The organism is Enterobacter mori (genome assembly GCF_025244905.1).
Classification (GTDB): Bacteria; Pseudomonadota; Gammaproteobacteria; order Enterobacterales; family Enterobacteriaceae; genus Enterobacter; species Enterobacter mori_A.
Genome location: NZ_CP104285.1, coordinates 3,236,026 through 3,251,713, shown reverse-complemented (window position 1 = coordinate 3,251,713; position 15,688 = coordinate 3,236,026). Strand labels below are relative to the sequence as shown.

The window sequence follows — 15,688 nt, the reverse complement described above, 5'->3', positions numbered from 1 at the left end:
CTAAATTAAAATTTATTTATTATTAACCAACAAAATGCAACTTTAGTTAATTTTAATAAAATTAGTTGAGAGGCTTAACAGTCCCCCTTAATCCTTAATATTGCAATAAGACTTATAAATAAAGTGGATTTGGGTTAAGATGTCTTTCAGGAAAGCAGGTGCCAGAGCCATATGTTTTGTATATCTGGAACCGCTCTTCTAAATTAATTGATTGTTATTGTTGGATTTATCTCTGGCTGGTGTGTGCCGAACACATCCTGCTACGTTAACCGCGCTGCGATAAAGATGGCCGTAAAGGTGTCATGCCTTTAATGTAATTTACAAAAACCTGCGAACATCTAAATATTTTTGAACGTTTAAGAGAATAAAAATAACGTCATGAAACGTGCTTTCTGACTGTTGATATAAAGCAGCACAATAACTATCTGTCAGGCAGTCTGCCGGGCCGGGATGCGAGGGAAACCTTCAGAGGGAATTGCTTAACTGTTACACACAGCTTCAACCCGGGCAGCTCCGCACGAGCAACCTGAAAGTGAATAGATATGATAAATGCAAATCGTCCGATAATGAATCTCGACCTCGATCTGCTGAGAACGTTTGTTGCGGTCGCCGATCTCAACACTTTTGCAGCTGCTGCTGCCGCCGTTTGCCGAACCCAGTCTGCCGTTAGCCAGCAAATGCAGCGGCTGGAGCAACTGGTCGGTAAAGAGCTTTTTGCGCGTCATGGACGTAATAAGCTCTTAACGGAACACGGTATCCAGCTACTGGGTTATGCCAGGAAAATACTTCGCTTTAATGATGAAGCATGTATGTCTTTAATGTTTAGCAACCTCCAGGGGGTGTTAACATTAGGAGCATCTGATGAGTCAGCGGATACGATATTGCCGTTTCTTCTCAATCGTATCAGTTCGGTTTATCCGAAGCTTGCGCTGGATGTTAGCGTAAAGCGTAATGCCTTTATGATTGAGATGCTCAAAGAGAATGAAGTGGATCTTGTGGTCACTACGCATCGTCCCGGGCAATTTGATTGTCTGACGCTGCGAACTTCTCCAACGCATTGGTATTGCGCGGCTGAATATGTACTGCAACAAGGTGAGCCCATTCCATTGGTCTTACTGGATGATCCAAGTCCGTTCCGCGATATGGTGCTGTCGGCGCTCAACGAGGCCAACATTCCGTGGCGTTTGGCCTATGTGGCCTCAACGCTACCCGCTGTTCGAGCTGCCGTGAAAGCGGGGCTCGGCGTAACAGCGCGTCCGGTGGAAATGATGAGTCCGGATCTCCGCGTGTTGGGTAAAAGTGATGGTCTTCCTGCGTTGCCGGATACGGAGTATCTGTTATGCCACAATGCAACCAGCAATAACGAGCTGGCGAAAGTCGTGTTTGAGGCGATGGAAAACTACCATAACCCCTGGCAATACGAGCATGTTACTCCGGAAGGGGGGGATGACTCCCTGATCGTTGAAGGGGACTTTGAGTGATCAAACACTCAAAATTCTCGTAACAAATTGTAAGTGTAAAAAAGAGCCACTCGCGCGATTTTCGCGTGAAGTGGTTTTTTTTTGGTAAAAAAACCCTTTCCGAATACAGGGTTTCATCAGATAAGCTCTATATATCAATGATCTAAATGCTTTTGGTTAAATCGTGTTCGTTTTCCGTTCTAACTTGCCGCTTCTCTGTTCAATGTTAAAAAAACAGGAAATATGTTGCCGGTTTCTTGGTTGAATTAACAAAAGCGTGTCTCAGATCAAGAAAATACTCCTATTTGGGGGGAGGAATCGTTGGCAAATCCTGTCAAAATAGGAGGGTTATTTTTTTTACTTCCAAAACGGACACGATTCAACAACCTACATTTGACGGAAAGTCATGTACCCACCAGGGTTAAAGGGCACCAAATGTTAATGAGAATCGCTCGATGTCATTTAATGTGAAGAAACCTTTGTTAAAGTTGACAAAAGGTTATAGAAAGGAGTAAAAAACCCCATCATTTTGCTGTCTATGTCTCATTTCTGACAGTTAGTGTAAGGTTATTTGTTCCTCCCCATGAATCGATGTGATGCCCATCTGCCAGCAAGAGCAGTGTCGTTGGTATCACTTTTGATGAGTAAGCAATGAGTATGTCAACATCCACAGAAGTCATCGCTCATCACTGGGCATTCGCAATCTTTCTTATTGTAGCCATTGGCCTGTGCTGCCTGATGTTAGTCGGCGGCTGGTTCCTGGGCGGTCGCGCCCGCGCAAGGCACAAAAACACACCTTTCGAATCAGGTATTGATTCAGTAGGTACCGCTCGCTTACGCCTGTCTGCCAAGTTCTATCTGGTAGCCATGTTCTTCGTCATCTTCGACGTGGAAGCGCTTTACCTTTTCGCATGGTCGACCTCCATTCGCGAAAGTGGTTGGGTGGGCTTTGTCGAGGCCGCAATTTTCATTTTAGTGTTACTGGCCGGTCTGGTTTATCTGGTGCGTATTGGCGCGCTGGACTGGACGCCTGCGCGTTCACGCCGTGAGCAGATCAACCCGGAAAACAGTATCTCTAATCGTCAGCAGTAACAGCGAGGCAATAAGATGGATTATACGCTCACCCGCATAGATCCTAACGGTGAGAATGACCGTTACCCCCTGCAAAAACAGGAGATCGTAACCGACCCCCTGGAGCAAGAAGTCAATAAAAGCGTGTACATGGGCAAGCTCGAACATGCTATGCACGATATGGTCAACTGGGGTCGTAAGAACTCCATCTGGCCTTACAACTTTGGCCTTTCTTGCTGCTACGTTGAAATGGTGACGTCATTCACTGCGGTGCATGACGTTGCGCGTTTTGGGGCAGAGGTACTCCGTGCTTCCCCACGTCAGGCTGACCTGATGGTGGTGGCCGGAACGTGCTTTACCAAGATGGCACCGGTTATTCAACGTCTCTATGACCAGATGCTGGAGCCTAAATGGGTTATCTCCATGGGCGCGTGTGCAAACTCCGGCGGTATGTACGACATTTACTCTGTCGTGCAGGGCGTAGATAAGTTCATCCCGGTGGATGTGTACATCCCGGGCTGCCCGCCGCGTCCGGAAGCCTACATGCAGGCGCTGATGCTGCTGCAGGAGTCTATCGGTAAAGAACGCCGCCCGCTGTCGTGGGTTGTTGGCGATCAGGGTGTGTATCGCGCGAACATGCAGTCTGAGCGCGAGCGTAAACGTGGTGAACGTATTGCCGTCACCAATCTGCGTACGCCTGACGAAATTTAATTTGCGCCTGTGGGCCTGGAGACTACCTTCGCATATCACTACTCAAATAGCGCGAAGCCAGGCTTAACAGTCACCACGGACCATTTGCAATGGTGAACAATATGACCGACTTAACCGCGCAAGAAGCCGCCTGGCAGACACGGGATCATCTCGATGACCCAGTCATTGGCGAACTGCGCAACCGTTTTGGGCCGGATGCCTTTACTGTTCAGGCCACCCGCACCGGGGTACCCGTTGTTTGGGTGAAGCGTGAGCAATTACTGGAAGTGGTCGATTTCCTCAAGAAATTGCCGAAACCTTACGTCATGCTGTTTGACTTACACGGCATGGATGAACGTCTGCGTACGCACCGCCAGGGTCTCCCTGCTGCGGATTTTTCCGTTTTCTACCACCTGATCTCAATAGACCGTAATACGGATATCATGCTCAAGGTGGCATTGTCTGAAAACGACATGCATCTGCCGACGATCACCAAACTGTTCCCGAACGCTAACTGGTATGAGCGTGAAACCTGGGAAATGTTCGGTATGACCTTCGACGGCCACCCGCACCTGACGCGCATCATGATGCCGCAGACCTGGACCGGCCACCCGCTGCGTAAAGACTACCCGGCACGTGCAACTGAATTCGACCCGTTTGAGCTGACCAAAGCCAAGCAGGATCTGGAGATGGAAGCGCTGACCTTCAAGCCGGAAGACTGGGGCATGAAGCGCGGTACCGAAAACGAGGACTTCATGTTCCTCAACCTCGGTCCAAACCACCCGTCTGCGCACGGTGCATTCCGTATTATTCTTCAGCTTGACGGCGAAGAGATTGTCGACTGCGTGCCTGACATCGGCTACCACCACCGTGGTGCTGAGAAGATGGGCGAGCGTCAGTCCTGGCACAGCTACATTCCGTATACCGACCGTATTGAGTACCTCGGCGGCTGCGTAAACGAAATGCCATACGTGCTGGCCGTTGAGAAACTGGCGGGAATCACCACGCCGGATCGCGTTAACGTGATTCGCGTCATGCTGTCAGAACTGTTCCGTATCAACAGCCACCTGCTGTACATCTCCACGTTCATTCAGGACGTCGGCGCGATGACCCCGGTATTCTTCGCCTTTACTGACCGTCAGAAAATCTACGATCTGGTGGAAGCGATTACCGGTTTCCGTATGCACCCGGCCTGGTTCCGTATCGGCGGTGTGGCACACGATCTGCCGCGCGGCTGGGACCGTCTGCTGCGTGAATTCCTCGACTGGATGCCAAAACGTCTGGCCTCTTACGAGAAAGCCGCGCTGCGTAACACCATCCTGAAAGGTCGTTCTCAGGGTGTTGCTGCCTACGGTGCGAAAGAAGCGCTGGAGTGGGGGACGACAGGTGCAGGTCTGCGTGCGACCGGTATTGATTTCGACGTGCGTAAAGCCCGTCCTTACTCTGGCTACGAGAACTTCGACTTTGAAGTCCCGGTGGGCGGCGGCGTTTCCGACTGCTACACCCGCGTGATGCTGAAAGTGGAAGAGCTGCGCCAGAGTCTGCGCATCCTTGAGCAGTGCCTCAACAACATGCCGGAAGGCCCGTTCAAAGCGGATCACCCGCTGACCACGCCGCCACCGAAAGAGCGCACGCTGCAACATATCGAAACCCTGATCACCCACTTCCTGCAGGTTTCCTGGGGTCCGGTCATGCCGGCGCAGGAGTCCTTCCAGATGATTGAAGCGACCAAGGGTATCAACAGTTACTACCTGACCAGCGACGGCAGCACCATGAGCTACCGTACGCGAGTACGTACGCCAAGCTTCGCGCACCTGCAGCAGATCCCCGCCGCCATTCGCGGCAGTCTGGTCTCCGACCTGATTGTGTATCTGGGTAGTATCGATTTTGTTATGTCAGATGTGGACCGCTAATTATGCACGAGAATCAACAACCACAGACCGAGGCTTTTGAGCTGAGTGAAGCAGAACGTGCCGCTATTGAGCACGAGATGCACCACTACGAAGACCCGCGTGCGGCGTCCATTGAAGCGCTGAAAATCGTACAGAAACAGCGTGGCTGGGTGCCGGATGGGGCGATCTACGAGATCGCGAAAGTGCTGGGTATTCCGGCAAGTGACGTAGAAGGCGTAGCCACGTTCTACAGCCAGATCTTCCGTCAGCCGGTTGGCCGCCATGTGATCCGCTACTGTGACAGCGTTGTCTGCCACATCACCGGTTATCAGGGCATTCAGGCTGCGATTGAGAAGAAGCTCAATATCAAGCCGGGCCAGACCACGTTCGATGGACGCTTTACTCTGCTGCCGACCTGCTGCCTGGGTAACTGCGACAAGGGGCCGACCATGATGATTGATGAGGACACTCACAGCCATCTGACGCCGGAAGCGATTCCTGACCTGCTGGAGCAGTACAAATGAAAACTGTAATTCGTACTGCTGAGACGCATCCGCTGACCTGGCGTCTGCGCGATGATAAACAGCCGGTATGGCTTGAAGAATACGAAAGCAAAAACGGCTATGCCGGTGCGCGTAAAGCCCTTGGCGGCATGGCACCGGACGATATCGTTAACGCGGTAAAAGACTCCGGCCTGAAAGGGCGCGGCGGTGCGGGCTTCTCCACCGGTCTGAAGTGGAGCCTGATGCCGAAAGACGAATCCATGAACATCCGTTACCTGCTGTGTAACGCCGATGAAATGGAGCCGGGCACCTATAAAGACCGCCTGCTGATGGAACAGCTGCCGCACCTGCTGGTGGAAGGCATGCTGATCTCCGCGTTTGCGCTGAAAGCCTACCGTGGCTACATCTTCCTGCGCGGTGAGTACATCGAAGCGGCGGAAAACCTGCGTCGCGCGATTGCCGAAGCCACCGAAGCGGGTCTGCTGGGTAAAAACATTCTGGGAACCGGTTTTAACTTCGAACTGTTCGTGCACACCGGTGCCGGGCGTTACATCTGCGGTGAAGAGACCGCGCTGATTAACTCCCTGGAAGGCCGCCGCGCGAACCCGCGTTCCAAGCCACCGTTCCCGGCAAGCTCCGGCGTATGGGGTAAACCGACCTGCGTAAACAACGTCGAAACCCTGTGTAACGTTCCGGCTATCCTCGCGAACGGCGTGGAGTGGTATCAGGGCATCTCGTCAAGTAAAGATGCCGGTACCAAGCTGATGGGCTTCTCCGGTCGCGTTAAAAATCCTGGCGTCTGGGAACTGCCGTTCGGTACCACCGCACGCGAAATTCTTGAAGACTACGCCGGCGGCATGCGCGATGGCCTGAAATTCAAAGCCTGGCAGCCGGGTGGGGCAGGGACAGACTTCCTGACCGAAGCCCACCTTGATCTGCCGATGGAATTCGAAAGCATTGGTAAAGCAGGCAGCCGTCTGGGTACGGCGCTGGCGATGGCCGTCGATCACGAGATCGGCATGGTCTCGCTGGTGCGTAACCTGGAAGAGTTCTTCGCCCGCGAGTCCTGCGGCTGGTGCACACCGTGCCGTGACGGTCTGCCGTGGAGCGTGAAGATCCTGCGTGCTATTGAACGTGGCGAAGGCCAGCCTGGCGATATCGAGACACTTGAGCAACTGTGTCGATTCTTAGGGCCAGGTAAAACCTTCTGTGCCCACGCACCGGGTGCCGTCGAGCCGCTGCAAAGCGCGATTAAATATTTCCGCGACGAATTCGAAGCAGGCATCAAGCAGCCGTTCAGCAATACCCATTCGATCAATGGTATTCAGCCGAACCTGCTGAAAGCGCGCTGGTAAAAACAGAATTTTGATTAACGCTCGAAGCAATTCGAGCCAACTGGAAGCATGCTAATGGCTACGATTCATGTAGACGGCAAAGAATACGAAGTCAACGGGGCGGACAACCTGCTGGAAGCTTGTCTGTCTCTTGGCCTCGATATTCCGTACTTTTGCTGGCATCCGGCGCTGGGCAGCGTCGGTGCTTGCCGCCAGTGTGCGGTGAAGCAATATCAAAACGCGGAAGACACGCGTGGTCGCCTGGTGATGTCCTGTATGACGCCAGCCACCGAAGGCACCTTTATTTCGATTGATGACGAAGAAGCCAAACAGTTCCGTGAAAGCGTGGTGGAATGGTTGATGACCAACCACCCGCACGACTGTCCGGTTTGTGAAGAGGGCGGTAACTGCCACCTTCAGGATATGACCGTCATGACTGGTCACAGCTTCCGTCGCTATCGCTTTACCAAGCGTACCCACCGTAATCAGGATCTGGGGCCGTTCATCTCTCACGAAATGAACCGTTGCATCGCCTGCTACCGCTGCGTGCGTTACTACAAAGATTATGCAGACGGTCAGGATCTGGGCGTGTATGGCGCACATGACAACGTCTACTTCGGTCGTCCGGAAGACGGTACGCTTGAAAGCGAATTCTCCGGTAACCTGGTCGAAATCTGCCCGACCGGCGTATTCACGGATAAAACCCACTCCGAGCGTTACAACCGTAAATGGGACATGCAGTTTGCGCCAAGCATCTGCCAGCAGTGTTCCCTCGGCTGTAACACCAGCCCGGGTGAGCGTTACGGCGAACTGCGCCGTATCGAAAACCGTTATAACGGTACCGTTAACCACTACTTCCTGTGCGATCGCGGTCGTTTCGGCTATGGCTATGTGAACCTGAAAGACCGTCCGCGTCAGCCGGTTCAGCGCCGTGGCGATGACGTCATCACCCTGAACGCTGAACAGGCGATGCAGGGCGCGGCAGATATTCTGCGCCAGTCGAAGAAAGTGATCGGTATCGGCTCCCCACGCGCCAGCATCGAAAGCAACTTCGCGCTGCGCGAGCTGGTTGGCGTGGAAAACTTCTATACCGGTATCGCCCAGGGCGAGCAGGAACGTCTGCAGCTGGTACTGAAAGTGCTGCGTGAAGGCGGTATTCATACCCCTGCGCTGCGCGAAATTGAATCCTACGATGCGGTTCTGGTGCTGGGTGAAGACCTGACGCAGACCGGCGCACGCGCGGCTCTGGCGGTTCGTCAGGCGGTGAAGGGTAAAGCACGTGAAATGGCGGCCGCGCAGAAAGTGGCCGACTGGCAGATTGCGGCGATCCTGAACATCGGCCAGCGCGCGAAGCATCCTCTGTTTGTGACCAACGTTGACAATACCCGTCTGGACGACATCGCGGCGTGGACCTACTGCGCACCGGTGGAAGATCAGGCGCGTCTTGGATTTGCGATTGCGCACGCGCTGGACAGCAACTCGCCTGCCGTTGAACTGGATCGCGACCTGCAGAACAAGGTCGACGTGATTGTTCAGGCCCTGGCGGGTGCGAAGAAACCGCTGATTATTTCCGGTACCAACGCCGGCAGCGCCGAAATCATTCAGGCAGCAGCCAACGTTGCCAAAGCCCTGAAAGGCCGCGGTGCGGACGTCGGCGTGACCATGATTGCCCGTGCGGTGAACAGCATCGGTCTGGGTATGATTGGCGGCGGCTCGCTGGAAGCAGCGTTAAGCGAACTGGAATCCGGTTCTGCTGACGCCGTTGTGGTGCTGGAAAATGACCTGCATCGCCATGCTTCTGCTGCACGCGTTGACGCCGCGCTCTCCAAAGCGCCGCTGGTGATGGTGATTGACCATCAGCGCACCGCGATCATGGACAAAGCGCACCTGGTGCTCTCTGCGGCAAGTTTCGCAGAAAGCGACGGTACGGTGATCAACAACGAAGGCCGCGCGCAGCGTTTCTTCCAGGTTTATGACCCGGCGTACTACGACAGCAACACCGTGATGCTGGAAAGCTGGCGCTGGCTGCACTCCCTGCACAGCACCGTGCAGAGCCGTGAAGTGGACTGGACGCAACTCGACCACGTTATCGACGCGGTAGTCGAAAAACTGCCTCAGCTGGCAGGCATTAAAGATGCCGCACCTGAAGCAAGCTTCCGCATTCGCGGCCAGAAACTGGCACGTGAACCGCACCGTTACAGCGGTCGTACCGCGATGCGCGCCAACATCAGCGTGCACGAACCGCGCCAGCCGCAGGATAAAGACACCATGTTCGCCTTCTCCATGGAAGGGAACAACCAGCCGTCTGCGCCGCGTTCGCAAATCCCATTCGCGTGGGCACCGGGCTGGAACTCCCCGCAGGCATGGAACAAGTTCCAGGCTGAAGTGGGTGGCTCCCTGCGCCACGGCGATCCGGGCGTGCGTCTGATTGAAGCCTCCGAAACCGGTCTGGACTTCTTCACCACCGTACCGGCGAGCTTCCAGGCGCAGGATGGCAACTGGCGTATCGCGCCGTACTACCATCTGTTCGGTAGCGACGAGCTGTCCCAGCGTTCACCGGTCTTCCAGACCCGCATGCCGCAGCCGTACATCAAGCTCAACCCGGCGGATGCCGCGAAGCTTGGCGTTAACGCGGGCGCGAACATTGCCTTTAGCTATGACGGCCAGACCATCAGCCTGCCGCTGATTATTTCTGAAGGTCTGACAGCAGGGCAGGTGGGTCTGCCGATGGGTATGCCTGGCATCGCGCCGGTTCTGGCGGGTGCGCGTCTTGATAATCTGCAGGAGGCAAAAGCATGAGTTGGTTAACGCCGGATCTTATCGACATCCTGCTGAGCATTCTGAAAGCGGTTGTGATTCTGCTGGTGGTGGTTACCTGCGGCGCATTCATGAGCTTTGGCGAACGTCGTCTGCTCGGTCTGTTCCAGAACCGTTACGGACCGAACCGCGTGGGCTGGGGTGGTTCACTCCAGCTGGTGGCGGACATGATCAAGATGTTCTTTAAAGAGGACTGGATCCCACGCTTCTCTGACCGTGTGATCTTTACTCTGGCACCGATGATCGCCTTCACCTCGCTGCTGCTGGCATTTGCCATCGTTCCGGTCAGCCCGACCTGGGTGGTCGCTGACCTGAACATCGGCATTCTGTTCTTCCTGATGATGGCCGGCCTCGCGGTTTACGCGGTGCTGTTCGCAGGCTGGTCCAGTAACAACAAATACTCCCTGCTGGGTGCGATGCGTGCTTCCGCGCAGACGCTGAGCTACGAAGTGTTCCTGGGTCTCTCCCTGATGGGCGTGGTGGCGCAGGCCGGTTCATTTAACATGACCGACATCGTCAACAACCAGGCCGACATCTGGAACGTTATCCCGCAGTTCTTTGGGTTTATTACCTTTGCTATCGCGGGCGTGGCGGTGTGTCACCGTCACCCGTTTGACCAGCCAGAAGCCGAACAGGAACTGGCCGACGGTTACCACATTGAATATTCCGGTATGAAATTCGGTCTGTTCTTCGTGGGCGAGTACATCGGTATCGTCACCATTTCCGCGTTGATGGTAACGCTGTTCTTTGGTGGCTGGCATGGCCCGTTCTTACCGCCGTTCATCTGGTTCGCGCTGAAAACCGCGTTCTTCATGATGATGTTCATTTTGATTCGTGCGTCCTTACCGCGTCCGCGTTATGACCAGGTAATGTCCTTCGGCTGGAAAGTGTGCCTGCCGCTAACGCTCGTCAACTTGTTGGTAACGGCGGCTGTCATTCTCTGGCAGCAGCCATAAGGGGCTTTAGACCATGACCTTAAAAGAATTATTAGTAGGTTTCGGCACCCAGGTACGCAGTATCTGGATGATCGGCCTGCACGCGTTTGCCAAACGCGAAACCCAGATGTACCCGGAAGAGCCGGTATATCTGCCGCCGCGCTACCGTGGCCGTATCGTGCTGACGCGCGACCCGGACGGATCCGAGCGCTGCGTTGCCTGTAACCTGTGTGCGGTAGCGTGCCCGGTAGGCTGTATCTCTCTGCAAAAAGCCGAGACGGTAGACGGCCGCTGGTATCCTGAGTTCTTCCGCATCAACTTCTCACGCTGCATCTTCTGCGGTCTGTGTGAAGAAGCGTGCCCAACCACGGCGATTCAGCTGACTCCAGATTTCGAACTGGGTGAGTACAAGCGTCAGGACCTGGTGTACGAGAAAGAGGATCTGCTGATTTCCGGTCCGGGCAAATACCCGGAATATAACTTCTACCGGATGGCGGGTATGGCAATCGACGGCAAAGATAAGGGCGAAGCAGAGAACGAAGCTAAGCCTATCGACGTCAAGAGCCTGTTACCGTAAGGAGAGGGCAATGGAATTCGCTTTTTATATCTGTGGCCTTATCGCCATCCTGGCTACGCTGCGAGTGATCACGCACACCAATCCGGTGCATGCGCTGCTGTACTTAATCATTTCGCTGCTGGCCATTTCCGGGGTGTTCTTTGCGCTGGGCGCGCACTTCGCCGGTGCGCTGGAAATCATCGTCTACGCGGGAGCCATCATGGTGCTGTTCGTGTTTGTGGTGATGATGCTGAATCTGGGCGGCTCTGAAATTGAGCAGGAACGTCAGTGGTTAAAACCGCAGGTGTGGATTGGTCCGGCAATTCTGTCGGCCATCATGCTTGTTGTGATTGTTTACGCCATTCTGGGCGTGAACGATCAGGGCATCGACGGCACGCCAATCAGCGCTAAGACAGTAGGTATTGCTCTGTTTGGCCCTTACGTTCTGGCGGTTGAACTGGCGTCAATGCTGCTGCTGGCAGGTCTGGTTGTTGCCTTCCACGTTGGCCGCGAAGAGCGTGTTGGCGAGGTGCTGAGCAACCGCACTGATGACCGCGCGAAAAGAAAAACGGAGGAGCGCGCATGATCCCCTTAACACATGGACTGATCCTCGCTGCGATTTTGTTCGTCCTGGGCTTAACCGGTCTGGTTATCCGCCGCAATCTGCTGTTTATGCTGATTGGTCTGGAAATCATGATTAACGCCTCCGCGCTGGCCTTCGTGGTCGCCGGGAGCTACTGGGGCCAGGCCGACGGTCAGGTGATGTACATTCTCGCCATCAGCCTCGCGGCTGCTGAAGCGAGTATTGGCCTGGCGCTGTTGCTGCAGCTCCATCGTCGCCGCCAGAACCTGAACATCGATTCAGTAAGTGAGTTGCGTGGATGAACATGCTTGCCTTAACCATTATTTTTCCGCTGATTGGCTTCGTGCTGCTGGCGTTTTCTCGCGGCCGCTGGTCTGAGAATCTGTCTGCGACCGTGGGTATCGGCTCAATCGGTCTGGCTGCGCTGGTGACAGCGTATGCGGGTATCGACTTCTTTAACAACGGACGTCAGCCTTTCAGCGTGCCGCTGTGGACGTGGATGTCGGTCGGTGATTTCAACATCGGTTTCAACCTGGTGCTGGATGGTCTGTCTCTGACCATGCTCTCCGTTGTCACCGGCGTGGGCTTCCTGATCCACATGTTCGCCTCCTGGTACATGCGCGGTGAAGAGGGGTACTCCCGCTTCTTCGCCTACACCAACCTGTTTATCGCCAGCATGGTTGTTCTGGTGCTGGCCGATAACCTGCTGCTGATGTACCTGGGCTGGGAAGGCGTGGGTCTGTGTTCTTACCTGCTGATCGGTTTCTACTATACCGATCCGAAGAATGGCGCAGCGGCCATGAAAGCGTTCGTCGTGACCCGCGTGGGTGACGTGTTCCTCGCTTTCGCGCTGTTCATTCTCTACAACGAACTGGGCACGCTGAACTTCCGCGAAATGGTGGAACTGGCTCCGGCGCACTTCGCTGCAGGCAACGACATGCTGTGGTGGGCAACGCTGATGCTGCTGGGCGGCGCCGTGGGTAAATCCGCGCAGCTGCCGCTGCAGACATGGCTGGCCGACGCGATGGCGGGTCCAACCCCTGTTTCCGCGCTGATCCACGCCGCGACCATGGTAACCGCCGGTGTCTACCTGATTGCGCGCACCCATGGCCTGTTCCTGATGACCCCGGAAATTCTGCATCTGGTGGGTATTGTCGGTGCGGTAACGCTGGTGCTGGCAGGCTTTGCCGCGCTGGTGCAGACCGACATCAAACGCGTTCTCGCGTATTCCACCATGAGCCAGATTGGTTACATGTTCCTGGCGCTGGGCGTTCAGGCATGGGACGCGGCCATTTTCCACCTGATGACGCACGCGTTCTTTAAAGCGCTGCTGTTCCTCTCATCCGGTTCGGTGATCCTGGCCTGCCATCACGAGCAGAACATCTTCAAGATGGGCGGACTGCGTAAGTCCATCCCGCTGGTCTATGTCTGCTTCCTGGTGGGCGGCGCGGCGCTGGCGGCACTGCCGCTGATCACCGCGGGCTTCTTCAGTAAGGACGAAATCCTTGCGGGTGCCATGGCGAATGGACATATCAATCTGATGGTTGCGGGTCTGGTCGGTGCGTTCATGACCTCCCTGTATACCTTCCGTATGATTTTCATCGTATTCCACGGTAAAGAACAAATTCACGCTCACGCAGGGAAGGGGATCACCCACCACCTGCCGCTGATTGTGCTGCTGGTACTCTCCACCTTCGTTGGCGCGATGATTGTGCCACCGCTGCAGGGCGTACTCCCGGCGACAACCGAGCTTGAGCACGGTCGCGTTCTGACGCTTGAAATCACCTCCGGTGTGGTCGCTATCGCGGGCATCCTGATTGCTGCATGGCTGTGGCTGGGTAAACGTACGCTGGTAACTGCCGTTGCCAACAGTGCGCCGGGCCGCCTGCTGGGCACCTGGTGGTACAACGCGTGGGGCTTCGACTGGCTGTACGACATGATTTTCGTCAAGCCGTTCCTGGGCATTGCGTGGCTGCTGAAGCGCGACCCGATGAACAGCATGATGAATATCCCGGCGATCCTCTCCCGCTTTGCAGGTAAAGGCCTGCTGTACAGCGAGAACGGTTACCTGCGCTGGTATGTGGCGTCCATGAGCATCGGTGCGGTTGTCGTGCTGGCGCTGCTGATGGTGTTGCGTTGATTTGATTTGAGATTGCGGTTTTGCCCGGTGGCGCTGCGCTTACCGGGCCTACGAGACCGTAGGTCGGGTAAGCGATAGCGCCACCCGACACAACAGACCGCACTCAAACGTGAATGTAGTCGAATTCGTTGAAAATCGGTCCCTTAGGGACTTTAACAAGGAATAAAAATCGCCATGTTACTACCCTGGCTAATATTAATTCCCTTCATCGGCGGCTTCCTGTGCTGGCAGACTGAACGCTTTGGCGTGAAGATGCCGCGCTGGATCGCGCTGATCACCATGGGATTGACGCTCGCGCTTGGCCTGCAACTCTGGTTGCAGGGCGGTTACTCACTGACCCAGTCTGCGGGCATTCCGCAGTGGCAGTCTGAGTTTATCCTGCCGTGGATCCCACGTTTCGGCATTACGATCCACCTGGCGATTGATGGTCTGTCGCTGCTGATGGTGGTGCTGACCGGTCTGCTCGGCGTTCTGGCGGTACTTTGCTCCTGGCGAGAAATCGAAAAATACCAGGGCTTCTTCCACCTGAACCTGATGTGGATCCTGGGCGGCGTGATCGGCGTATTCCTTGCCATCGACATGTTCCTGTTCTTCTTCTTCTGGGAGATGATGCTGGTGCCGATGTACTTCCTGATCGCGCTGTGGGGCCATAAGGCGTCCGACGGTAAAACGCGTATCACGGCGGCAACCAAATTCTTCATCTACACCCAGGCGAGCGGTCTGGTGATGCTGATTGCCATTCTGGCGCTGGTATTCGTGCATTACAACGCGACCGGTGTTTGGACCTTCAACTATGAAGAGCTGCTGAAGACCCCGATGTCTCACGGCGTGGAATACCTGCTGATGCTGGGCTTCTTCATCGCCTTCGCGGTGAAAATGCCGGTGGTTCCGCTGCACGGCTGGCTGCCAGACGCGCACTCTCAGGCGCCAACGGCGGGTTCCGTTGACCTGGCGGGCATCTTGCTGAAAACGGCGGCCTACGGTCTGCTGCGTTTCGCACTGCCGCTGTTCCCGAATGCCTCCGCAGAATTCGCACCGATTGCCATGTGGCTTGGCGTGATCGGTATCTTCTACGGTGCGTGGATGGCCTTCACGCAGTACGACATCAAGCGTCTGATTGCCTATACCTCCGTTTCCCACATGGGCTTCGTGCTGATTGCCATCTACACCGGCAGCCAGCTGGCGTACCAGGGGGCGGTGATCCAGATGATTGCGCACGGCCTGTCCGCCGCGGGTCTCTTCATCCTGTGCGGCCAGCTGTACGAACGTCTGCACACCCGCGACATGCGTATGATGGGCGGTCTGTGGGGCAAAATGAAATGGCTGCCTGCGCTCTCCATGTTCTTCGCGGTTGCCACCCTGGGTATGCCGGGCACCGGTAACTTCGTCGGCGAATTTATGATTCTGTTCGGCAGCTTCAAAGTGGTTCCAATGATTACCGTCATCTCCACTTTTGGTCTGGTATTCGCTTCCGTGTACTCGCTGGCGATGCTGCACCGCGCTTACTTCGGTAAAGCGAAGAGCGAAATTGCTGCACAAGAACTGCCGGGGATGTCGCTGCGTGAGCTGTTCATCATCCTGCTGCTGGTCGTACTGCTGGTGCTGTTGGGCTTCTATCCGCAGCCGATTCTGGATACCTCGCATAGCGCGATGGGCAACATCCAGCAGTGGTTTGTTAATTCTGCTTCTACTACAAGGCCGTAATTC

General features: G+C 55.2%; 13 protein-coding genes. All 13 read left to right on the top strand.

Translation table 11 applies throughout. The features are described 5' to 3' along the window. Positions 1-542 precede the first annotated feature (542 nt). The 13 genes from lrhA to nuoM all read left to right on the top strand — a co-directional run bounded on the left by lrhA (position 543) and on the right by nuoM (position 15,685). The gene (gene lrhA, locus N2K86_RS15270; protein WP_089597911.1) at positions 543-1,481 is read left to right on the top strand and encodes a transcriptional regulator LrhA; all 939 of its coding nucleotides are present in this window, start codon (positions 543-545) and stop codon (positions 1,479-1,481) included. Positions 1,482-2,111: 630 nt separating this feature from the next. Beyond that, a complete protein-coding gene (nuoA, locus tag N2K86_RS15265; RefSeq protein WP_010433335.1) occupies positions 2,112-2,552 on the top strand; it encodes an NADH-quinone oxidoreductase subunit NuoA in 441 nt (146 codons plus the stop codon). A gap of 15 nt (positions 2,553-2,567) precedes the next feature. Further along, a complete protein-coding gene (nuoB, locus tag N2K86_RS15260) occupies positions 2,568-3,242 on the top strand; it encodes an NADH-quinone oxidoreductase subunit NuoB (protein ID WP_003861482.1) in 675 nt (224 codons plus the stop codon). Between the two features lie 89 nt (positions 3,243-3,331). Then, complete coding sequence (gene nuoC, locus N2K86_RS15255) at positions 3,332-5,134, top strand: NADH-quinone oxidoreductase subunit C/D (protein ID WP_014071108.1); 1,803 nt, start codon at positions 3,332-3,334, stop codon at positions 5,132-5,134. 2 nt (positions 5,135-5,136) lie between these two features. Beyond that, positions 5,137-5,637: an NADH-quinone oxidoreductase subunit NuoE gene (gene nuoE / locus N2K86_RS15250; RefSeq protein ID WP_006176513.1), complete on the top strand. Its 501-nt coding sequence runs from the start codon at positions 5,137-5,139 to the stop codon at positions 5,635-5,637. After that, entirely contained in the window at positions 5,634-6,971 is a 1,338-nt protein-coding gene (gene nuoF / locus N2K86_RS15245) for an NADH-quinone oxidoreductase subunit NuoF (protein ID WP_260659173.1), read from the top strand. Before nuoE ends, nuoF begins: the two co-directional genes overlap by 4 nt. 54 nt (positions 6,972-7,025) lie before the next feature. Then, positions 7,026-9,749: an NADH-quinone oxidoreductase subunit NuoG gene (nuoG, locus tag N2K86_RS15240; protein WP_260659172.1), complete on the top strand. Its 2,724-nt coding sequence runs from the start codon at positions 7,026-7,028 to the stop codon at positions 9,747-9,749. Next, positions 9,746-10,723, top strand: a complete 978-nt coding sequence (gene nuoH, locus N2K86_RS15235) for an NADH-quinone oxidoreductase subunit NuoH (RefSeq protein WP_010433351.1) — start codon at positions 9,746-9,748, stop codon at positions 10,721-10,723. Before nuoG ends, nuoH begins: the two co-directional genes overlap by 4 nt. Positions 10,724-10,736: 13 nt before the next feature. Next, positions 10,737-11,279, top strand: coding sequence for an NADH-quinone oxidoreductase subunit NuoI (nuoI, locus tag N2K86_RS15230; protein WP_010433353.1), 543 nt, complete (start codon positions 10,737-10,739; stop codon positions 11,277-11,279). A gap of 10 nt (positions 11,280-11,289) precedes the next feature. Continuing rightward, the gene (gene nuoJ / locus N2K86_RS15225; RefSeq protein WP_010433354.1) at positions 11,290-11,844 is read left to right on the top strand and encodes an NADH-quinone oxidoreductase subunit J; all 555 of its coding nucleotides are present in this window, start codon (positions 11,290-11,292) and stop codon (positions 11,842-11,844) included. Then, a complete protein-coding gene (gene nuoK / locus N2K86_RS15220) occupies positions 11,841-12,143 on the top strand; it encodes an NADH-quinone oxidoreductase subunit NuoK (protein ID WP_006176506.1) in 303 nt (100 codons plus the stop codon). The genes nuoJ and nuoK overlap by 4 nt, the downstream gene beginning before the upstream one ends. Further along, positions 12,140-13,981 carry an NADH-quinone oxidoreductase subunit L gene (gene nuoL, locus N2K86_RS15215; RefSeq protein ID WP_260659171.1) on the top strand — a complete coding sequence of 614 codons (1,842 nt, stop codon included), beginning with the start codon at positions 12,140-12,142 and terminating at the stop codon, positions 13,979-13,981. The genes nuoK and nuoL overlap by 4 nt, the downstream gene beginning before the upstream one ends. 174 nt (positions 13,982-14,155) lie before the next feature. Beyond that, positions 14,156-15,685: an NADH-quinone oxidoreductase subunit M gene (nuoM, locus tag N2K86_RS15210; protein ID WP_089597916.1), complete on the top strand. Its 1,530-nt coding sequence runs from the start codon at positions 14,156-14,158 to the stop codon at positions 15,683-15,685. The last annotated feature ends 3 nt before the right edge of the window (positions 15,686-15,688 follow it).